This window comes from Pseudomonas sp. NFXW11, assembly GCF_049887815.1.
In the GTDB taxonomy this organism is placed as follows: domain Bacteria; phylum Pseudomonadota; class Gammaproteobacteria; order Pseudomonadales; family Pseudomonadaceae; genus Aquipseudomonas.
In genome coordinates this window covers 36,113-44,765 of record NZ_JAGEKI010000031.1, presented here as the reverse complement: position 1 = coordinate 44,765, position 8,653 = coordinate 36,113, and the positions used below count along the sequence as shown (strand labels likewise).

Genomic DNA, 8,653 nt, shown 5'->3' with positions numbered 1-8,653 from the left:
GCGGGGCGCGGGGCCGCCCACCGACCCGCCCCGCGCGCCGAGCGTGGGGACGGGTGGCGAGGAATCCGTCCTCGCAAGTCTTTGGTTGTGCCCCTTTTCGTGACGTCACGCCTGCGCCATTCGATCCTGGAGCGAACCCTTTGGTCACCGACATCGCCGCCCGCGATCGCTTGCAACCTTCACTGCTGGATCGTCTGACCGACGATGAACCCGGCAACCTGAAAGAAAGCCCGGACAAACGCGTACTCTCCCTGAGCCAGCTCAAGGCCTCGGTACTGCGGGACCTGGCCTGGCTGCTCAACACCACTTCCCTGCTCGAAGCCGATGCCACCCTGCACACTGCCGCCGGCACCTCGGTGGTCAACTACGGCCTACCGGCCCTGGCCGGGTACAGCGCTTCGAGCATCGATATACCGGCCCTGGAGGCGCTGATCCACCAGGCCATCGCCACCTTCGAACCGCGCATCCTGCGCAGCAGCCTGCGGGTTCGCGCGCGCACCGCGCCCGGCGAGATGAACCACAACGCCCTGAGCTTCGAGATCGAGGGTGACCTGTGGGCCCAGCCGATGCCCCTGCGCCTGCTGCTGCAAACCGACATGGACCTGGAATCCGGCCATGTGCGGGTGGTGCATGCCGATTCCCGGAGGCGCGCATGAACCCGCGCCTGCTGGAGCTGTACAACCAGGAACTGCACCACGTGCGCGAAAGCGCCGCGGAGTTCGCCAAGGAATACCCGAAGATCGCCAGCCGCCTGACCCTGTCGGGCATGGACTGCGCCGACCCCTATGTCGAGCGCCTGCTGGAAGGCTTCGCCTACCTCACCGCGCGGGTGCAGCTGAAACTCGACGCCGAGTACCCGACCTTCACCCATAACCTGCTGGAGATCGCCTACCCGCACTACCTGGCGCCGACCCCGTCGATGACCGTGGTGCAGTTGCAGGCCGATCCCGACGAAGGTTCCCTGAGCAGCGGCTTCACCCTGGAGCGCGACACCAGCCTGCGCGCCGCCCTCGGTCGCGACACCCAGACCTGCTGCGAATACCGCACCGCGCACCCGGTCACCCTGTGGCCGCTGCAAGTGGCCCAGGCCGAATACTTCGGCAACCCGGCGGCGGTGCTCGGGCGCCTGGCCGCCAGCGAGCCCAAGGCCAAGGCAGGGCTGCGCCTGACCTTGCGCACCGGCGCCGAGCTGCCGTTCAACAGCCTGGCGCTGAACGAGCTGCCGCTGTACCTGAATGGCAATGACGAGCTGCCGTTTCGCCTCTACGAACAACTGCTGGGCAATGCCTGCGCAGTGTTCGCCCGGGCCCCGGGTGGCGACTGGGTCGAGCGCCTGCCCCAGGACGCCCTGCGCTCCCGGGGTTTCGATGACCGCGACGCCGCGCTGCCGGTGGTGCCCCAGGCCTTCCAGGGCTATCGCCTGTTGCAGGAATACTTCGCCCTGCCCAACCGCTTCCTGTTCGTCGAATTCGCCCAGCTGGGCCGCGCGGTGCAGCGCTGCTCCGGACAGGAACTGGAGCTGATCGTGCTGTTCGAGCGCTTCGAGCAGAGCCTGGAAGGCAGCGTGGGCGCGGCCCAGTTCGTGCCCTTCTGCACCCCGGCGATCAACCTGTTTCCCAAACGCCTGGACCGCATCCACCTGTCCGACCGGGTCAACGAGCACCATGTGATCGCCGACCGCACCCGGCCGATGGATTTCGAGGTGCACTCGCTGACCAGCCTCAGCGGCCACGGCACCGGGCCGGAACAGCCGTTCCTGCCGTTCTACGCGGTGCGCGATCCGTCGCGCTACGGCCGCGACCAGGCCTACTACATGGTCCGGCGCGAGCCGCGGGTGCTGTCCAGCGACCAGCGCCGCAATGGCCCGCGCTCCACCTATATCGGCAGCGAGTCGTTCGTCAGCCTGGTGGACAGCCAGCAGGCGCCCTATCGCCACGACCTGCGCCAGCTCGGGGTCAGCGCCCTGTGCACCAACCGCGACCTGCCGCTGTTCATGAATACCGGCAACGGCAAGACCGACTTCACCCTGGCCGACAGCGCCCCGGTGCAGGCCATCCGCTGCCTGGCCGGCCCCAGCCGACCGCGGCCCAGCCATGCCCACGACGGCAAGGCCTGGCGCCTGATCAGCCAGCTGTCGCTGAACTACCTGTCGCTCAGCGAACAGGGCCAGGGCGCGGCGGCCCTGCGCGAGCTGCTGCGGTTGTACGGCGACAGCAACGACGCGGCCCTGCAGTTGCAGATCGAGGGCCTGCGGGAAGTCAGCAGCAAGGCGGTGACCCGGCGCCTGCCGATGCCCGGGCCGATCGTCTTCGGCCGCGGCCTGGAGATCACCCTGGAATTCGATGAAAACGCGTTTCGCGGTACCGGGGTGTTCCTCCTCGGCGCCGTGTTCGAGCGCTTCCTGGCACGCTACGTGTCGATCAACAGTTTTACCGAGACGGTGGTGCGCACCACCGAGCGCGGCGAGATCATGCGATGGAAAGCCAAGCCCGGACGGCGTCCGACTCTTTGAATACGCTGGCGGCGATGCACGCCGAGCCCTGGGAGTACGACTTCTTCCAGGCCTTGCGGCGCATCGAATGCCTGTCGCCACAACTGCCGCGCTTCGGCCACTCGCTGCGCCTGGCAGACGACCCGTTGCGCCTTGGCCAGCAGGCCGACTGCAGCTTCGCCCCGGCCACCCTGGCCGCAGTCACCCCCGGCAGCGACGGCGCCGCCAGCCGCCTGGAGCAGTTCTTCTTCGGCCTCGGCGGGCCCAACGGCCCGCTGCCGCTGCACCTCACCGAATACGTGCGCGAGCGCCAGCGCAACAATGCCGACAGCACCAGCAAGCGCTTTCTCGATGTGTTCCATCACCGTCTGCTGAGCCTGTTCTACCGGGCCTGGGCCGAAGCCCGGCCCACCGTGAGCCACGACCGCCCGAACGACGACTACTGGTCGGCGCGGCTGGCGGCCTTGAGTGGCCGGGGTATGCCCAGCCTGCTCAAGCAGGGGTTGATAGCCGACACCGCCAAGCTCCACTACAGCGGCCACCTGGCGGCCCAGACCCGCTACCCCGACGGCCTGCGGGCGATCATCAGCGAGTATTTCGGCCTGCCGGTGGAGATCGAGGAATACGTCGGCCAGTGGCTGGAACTGCCGGAGCGCAGCCGCCTCGGGGTGCGCTCGCACCAGCTGGGGGTGGACTTCTGCCTGGGCAGCCATGTCTGGGACCGCCAGCACAAATTCCGCATCCGCCTCGGCCCGCTGAAGCTCGACGCCTACCTGGGCATGCTGCCCGATGGCCCGCAGTTCAAGGAACTGGTGGCCTGGGTCGCCGAGTACCTGGGCCATGAACTGGACTGGGACCTGAACCTGGTCCTGCAGCAGGACGAAGTGCCCAAGCTGCAACTCAACGGCCGCCAGCGCCTGGGTTTCAACACCTGGCTCGGCCAACCCGGCAGCGATGCCAAGGACCTAATACTGGCCCGGCATTACGCCGATCAGGCCACTACCGCACAAACACCAAGGAGCACAGAGCATGGGTGAAATCAGTCGCGCGGCGCTGTTCGGCAAACTCAACAGCGTTGCCTACAAGGCCATCGAAGCCGCCACGGTCTTCTGCAAGTTGCGGGGCAATCCCTATGTGGAGCTGGCCCACTGGCTGCACCAGTTGCTGCAGCTGCAAGACTCGGACCTGCACCGCATCATCCGCCAGTTCAACCTGGAGCCGGCGCGCCTGGCCAAGGACCTGACGGAAACCCTGGACCGCCTGCCCCGGGGCTCGACCTCGATCACCGACCTGTCGTCCCACGTCGAGGAAGCGGTGGAGCGCGGCTGGGTCTACGGCAGCCTGATGTTCGGCGAAAGCCAGGTGCGCACCGGCTACCTGGTGATCGGCATTCTCAAGACCCCAAGCCTGCGCCATGCGCTGCTGGGGCTGTCCCGGGAGTTCGACAAGGTCAAGGTCGAGACCCTGTGCGAGCGCTTTGACGAGTACGTCGGCGACTCGCCGGAAAACGCCCTGGCCGCCAGCGACGGCTTCAATGCCGGCGCGGTGCCCGGCGAGGCCAGCGGCGCCATGGCCCCCAGTGCCCTGGGCAAGCAGGAAGCCCTCAAGCGCTTCACCGTCGACCTCACCGAGCAGGCCCGCAGCGGCAAGCTCGACCCCATAGTCGGCCGTGACGAAGAGATCCGGCAGTTGGTGGACATCCTCATGCGCCGCCGGCAGAACAACCCGATCCTCACCGGCGAGGCCGGGGTGGGCAAGACCGCGGTGGTGGAAGGCTTCGCCCTGCGCATCGTCGCCGGCGACGTGCCGCCGGCGCTCAAGGACGTGGAACTGCGCAGCCTGGACGTGGGCCTGCTACAGGCCGGCGCCAGCATGAAGGGCGAGTTCGAACAGCGCCTGCGCCAGGTCATCGAGGACGTCCAGGCCTCGCCCAAGCCGATCATCCTGTTTATCGACGAAGCCCACACCCTGGTGGGTGCCGGTGGCGCCGCCGGCACCGGCGACGCGGCCAACCTGCTGAAACCCGCCCTGGCCCGCGGCACCCTGCGCACCGTGGCCGCCACCACCTGGGCCGAGTACAAGAAGCACATCGAGAAAGACCCGGCCCTGACCCGGCGCTTCCAGGTGGTGCAAGTGGCCGAGCCGTCGGAAGACAAGGCCCTGCTGATGATGCGTGGCGTGGCCTCGACCATGGAGCAGCATCACCAGGTGCAGATCCTCGACGAAGCCCTGGAGGCGGCGGTCAAGCTGTCCCATCGCTACATTCCGGCGCGCCAGTTGCCGGACAAATCCGTCAGCCTGCTGGACACCGCCTGCGCCCGCGTGGCCATCAGCCTGCACGCGGTGCCGGCCGAAGTGGACGACAGCCGCCGGCGCATCGAAGCTCTGGAAACCGAGTTGCAGATCATTGCCCGGGAACAGGCGATCGGCGTGGCCATCGGCCAACGCCAGGTCAACAGCGACAACCTGCTGGCCGCCGAGCGTGAGCGCCTGGCCGAACTGGAAAGCCGCTGGGCGCAAGAGAAGACCCTGGTGGACGAGCTGCTGGCGACCCGTGCCCAACTGCGGGAAAACGTCGGCCTGGTGGACAGCGACGTGGGCGATGAAAGCCACGGCCTGCGGGAAAAACTGGTGGACCTGCAACAGCGCCTCAGCGCCCTGCAAGGCGAAAGCCCGCTGATCCTGCCCACCGTGGACTACCAGGCAGTGGCCTCGGTGGTGGCCGACTGGACCGGCATCCCGGTGGGCCGCATGGCCCGCAACGAACTGGAAACCGTGCTCAACCTCGACCAGCACCTGAAGAAGCGCATCATCGGCCAGGACCACGCCCTGCAGATGATCGCCAAGCGCATCCAGACTTCCCGCGCCGGCCTCGACAACCCCAACAAGCCGATCGGCGTGTTCATGCTGGCGGGCACCTCCGGGGTGGGCAAGACCGAAACCGCCCTGGCCCTGGCCGAAGCCATGTACGGCGGCGAGCAGAACGTCATCACCATCAACATGAGCGAGTTCCAGGAAGCCCATACCGTGTCCACCCTCAAGGGTGCCCCGCCAGGCTACGTGGGTTACGGCGAAGGCGGAGTGCTGACCGAGGCGGTACGGCGCAAGCCCTACAGCGTGGTGCTGCTGGACGAGGTGGAAAAAGCCCACCCGGACGTGCACGAGATGTTCTTCCAGGTGTTCGACAAGGGCGTCATGGAAGACGGCGAAGGGCGCATGATCGACTTCAAGAACACCCTGATCCTGCTTACCACCAACGCCGGTACCGAGTTGATCGCCAACGTCTGCAAGAACCCCCAGGACGTGCCCGAACCCGAGGAAATCGCCAAGGCCCTGCGCCAGCCGCTGCTGGAGATCTTCCCGCCGGCGCTGCTCGGGCGCCTGGTGACCATCCCCTACTACCCGCTGAGCGACGAGATGCTCAAGGCCATCACCCGCCTGCAACTGGGGCGGATCAAGAAGCGCGTGGAGAGCACCCACAAGGTGCCGTTCGACTTCGACGACGGGGTGATCGACCTGATCGTTTCGCGCTGCACCGAAACCGAGAGCGGTGGCCGCATGATCGACGCCATCCTCACCAACAGCCTGTTGCCGGACATGAGCCGCGAGTTCCTCACCCGCATGCTCGAAGGCCAGGCCCTAGCCGGGGTGCGCATCAGCCAGCGGGACAACGAACTGCACTACGACTTCAGCGAGCAGGCCTGAGAGTCAGCGGCAAGCTTGTAGCTAGAAACTTGCAGCTTGCCACTGCCTTTATCCTTTAACGAGACTGACGATGTTATTTCAGCAATCCACACGACTGGCACAGGTCAATTGCCCCCTGGGCCCGGATGTCCTGCTGCTCAAGAACATGGGCGGCGGCGAGGAACTGGGGCGCCTGTTCGACTATCAGCTGCAACTGACTTCCACCGACGCCAACATCGATCTCAACCAACTGCTGGGCAAGCCCATGGGCCTCAGCGTGCAGTTGGACGGCGGCGGCCAGCGCTATTTCCACGGCATAGTCGCGCGCTGCAGCCAGAACGTCGACAGCGGCCAGTTCGCCAGCTACCAGGTCACCCTGCGGCCCTGGCTGTGGCTGCTGAGCCGCACCTCCGACTGCCGGATTTTCCAGAACCTGAGCATTCCGCAGATCATCAAGCAGGTGTTCCGCGACCTGGGCTTTTCCGATTTCGAAGACGCCCTGAGCCGCCCCTACCGCGAGTGGGAATACTGCGTGCAGTACCGCGAGACCAGCTTCGATTTCGTCAGCCGGCTGATGGAACAGGAAGGCATCTACTACTTCTTCCGCCACGAGAAAGACCGCCACGTGCTGGTGCTGGCCGACGCCTATGGCGCCCACAGCAGCGTGCCGGGCTACGCCTCGGTGCCCTACTACCCGCGGGACGAACAGCAGCGCGAACGCGACCACATGTTCGACTGGCACCTGGCCCAGGAGGTGCAGCCCGGGTCGCTGGAGCTCAATGACTACGACTTCCAGCGCCCCAGCGCGCGCATCGATGTGCGCTCGGCCATGCCGCGCCCGCATACGGCCGGCGACTACCCGCTCTACGACTACCCCGGCACCTACGTGCAGAGCAGCGATGGCGAGCACTATGCGCAAACCCGTATCGAGGCCCTGCAAAGCCTGCATGAGCGTATCGAGCTCAGCGGCAACGCCCGTGGCCTCGGGGCCGGTAACCTGTTCAGCCTTACCGGCTTCAGCCGCCGTGACCAGAACCGCGAGTACCTGATCGTCGGCATCCGCTACTACCTGGTCCAGGAAAGCCTGGAAAGCGGCGCCGGTGGCGGCTCGGCACAGTTCGAGAGCCAGCTGACCTGCATCGATGCGCAGCAGAGCTTCCGGCCCCTGCCCAGCACCCACAAGCCGCTGGTCCAGGGCCCGCAGACCGCGCGGGTGGTGGGCCCGGCCGGGGAAGAGATCTGGACCGACCAGTACGGCCGGGTCAAGGTGCACTTCCATTGGGACCGGCATGACCAGTCCAACGAAAACAGCTCCTGCTGGATTCGCGTGTCCCAGGCCTGGGCCGGCAAGAACTGGGGTTCGATGCAGATCCCGCGGATCGGCCAGGAAGTCATCGTCAGCTTCCTGGAAGGCGATCCCGACCGCCCGATCATCACCGGCCGGGTGTACAACGCCGAGCAGACCGTGCCCTACGACCTGCCGGCCAATGCCACCCAGAGCGGCATGAAGAGCCGTTCGAGCAAGGGCGGCAGCCCGGCCAACTTCAACGAAATCCGCATGGAGGACAAGAAGGGCGCCGAGCAGCTGTACATCCACGCCGAGCGCAACCAGGACATTGTGGTGGAGGTGAATGAAAGCCACTCGGTGGGCAACAACCGGGTGAAAAGCATCGGCCACGACGAGTACGTGACCATCGGCAACAAGCGCACGCGCTTCGTCCAGCATGTGGATGAACTGAATGTGGGCGAGAAGAAAACCGACAGCATCGGCCAGAGCTATGTGATCGAGGTCGGCGAGCGCCTGCGCCTGGTGTGCGGCGCCAGCATCCTGGAGCTCAACGCCAGCGGCCAGATCAACCTGTGCGGGGTCAATATCAGCGTGCATGCCTCGGGCGATGCCGAGATCAATACCGGCGGCGTGCTGCACCTGAACAACGGCGGCGGCCCGGGCACCACCACCGAGGGCCAGGGCGTGCAGGGCGCCATCAGCGCCAAGGCCAAGGCCCCTTTCTCCGCGCCCAAGGGCTAATGCAAGGATTCTGACCCCATGACCTATCGCCTCAATGAATTGCAGTTCCAACTGCCGGCCAGCGAACTGCAGGACGCTTCGATCAATATCCTCAAGTTCCCCAAGCTTGGCACTTCGCTGATCGTCAGCCGCAGCCTGCTGGCCGAGGGCGAAACCCTGGACAGCAGCCTGGAAAGCCAGCTGCAACGGCTGCAGCAGCAGGTGCAGGAACTGCGCTTCCAGGCCCCGCAGCCGGTGCTGCTGGGCCCGGCGCAGGTGCCGGGCCTGGAGCTGCGCAGCCAGTTCCACAAGGGCAGCGAGCAAGTGTTCCAGTTCCAGCTGGCGCTGGTGCTGCCAGGCACTCGGCAGATGCTCGCCATGAGCTACGTCAAGGCGCAGAAGCTCGGCGCCGCCGAGGCCGCGCACTGGACCCAGATCAAGAACAGCCTGGCCCTGGGCTGAGGACCGCG

Annotated in this window: 6 protein-coding genes; all 6 read left to right on the top strand. The window is 66.3% G+C overall.

What is annotated here, in order from left to right; translation table 11 throughout:
- Positions 1-140 precede the first annotated feature (140 nt).
- The 6 genes from tssE to J4P02_RS29940 all read left to right on the top strand — a co-directional run bounded on the left by tssE (position 141) and on the right by J4P02_RS29940 (position 8,645).
- Complete coding sequence (gene tssE, locus J4P02_RS29965; RefSeq protein ID WP_426197256.1) at positions 141-656, top strand: type VI secretion system baseplate subunit TssE; 516 nt, start codon at positions 141-143, stop codon at positions 654-656.
- Positions 653-2,512 (top strand): type VI secretion system baseplate subunit TssF, encoded by a 1,860-nt coding sequence (gene tssF / locus J4P02_RS29960; RefSeq protein WP_426197254.1) that lies wholly within the window; start codon positions 653-655, stop codon positions 2,510-2,512. Before tssE ends, tssF begins: the two co-directional genes overlap by 4 nt.
- On the top strand, positions 2,476-3,528 hold the full coding sequence (gene tssG / locus J4P02_RS29955) for a type VI secretion system baseplate subunit TssG (protein WP_426197252.1): 1,053 nt from the start codon (positions 2,476-2,478) through the stop codon (positions 3,526-3,528). Before tssF ends, tssG begins: the two co-directional genes overlap by 37 nt.
- The gene (gene tssH / locus J4P02_RS29950; RefSeq protein ID WP_426197250.1) at positions 3,521-6,196 is read left to right on the top strand and encodes a type VI secretion system ATPase TssH; all 2,676 of its coding nucleotides are present in this window, start codon (positions 3,521-3,523) and stop codon (positions 6,194-6,196) included. Before tssG ends, tssH begins: the two co-directional genes overlap by 8 nt.
- 70 nt (positions 6,197-6,266) lie before the next feature.
- Positions 6,267-8,204 carry a type VI secretion system Vgr family protein gene (locus tag J4P02_RS29945; RefSeq protein ID WP_426197247.1) on the top strand — a complete coding sequence of 646 codons (1,938 nt, stop codon included), beginning with the start codon at positions 6,267-6,269 and terminating at the stop codon, positions 8,202-8,204.
- An 18-nt stretch (positions 8,205-8,222) separates the two neighbouring features.
- A complete protein-coding gene (locus J4P02_RS29940; RefSeq protein WP_426197245.1) occupies positions 8,223-8,645 on the top strand; it encodes a DcrB-related protein in 423 nt (140 codons plus the stop codon).
- Positions 8,646-8,653: the final 8 nt, after the last annotated feature.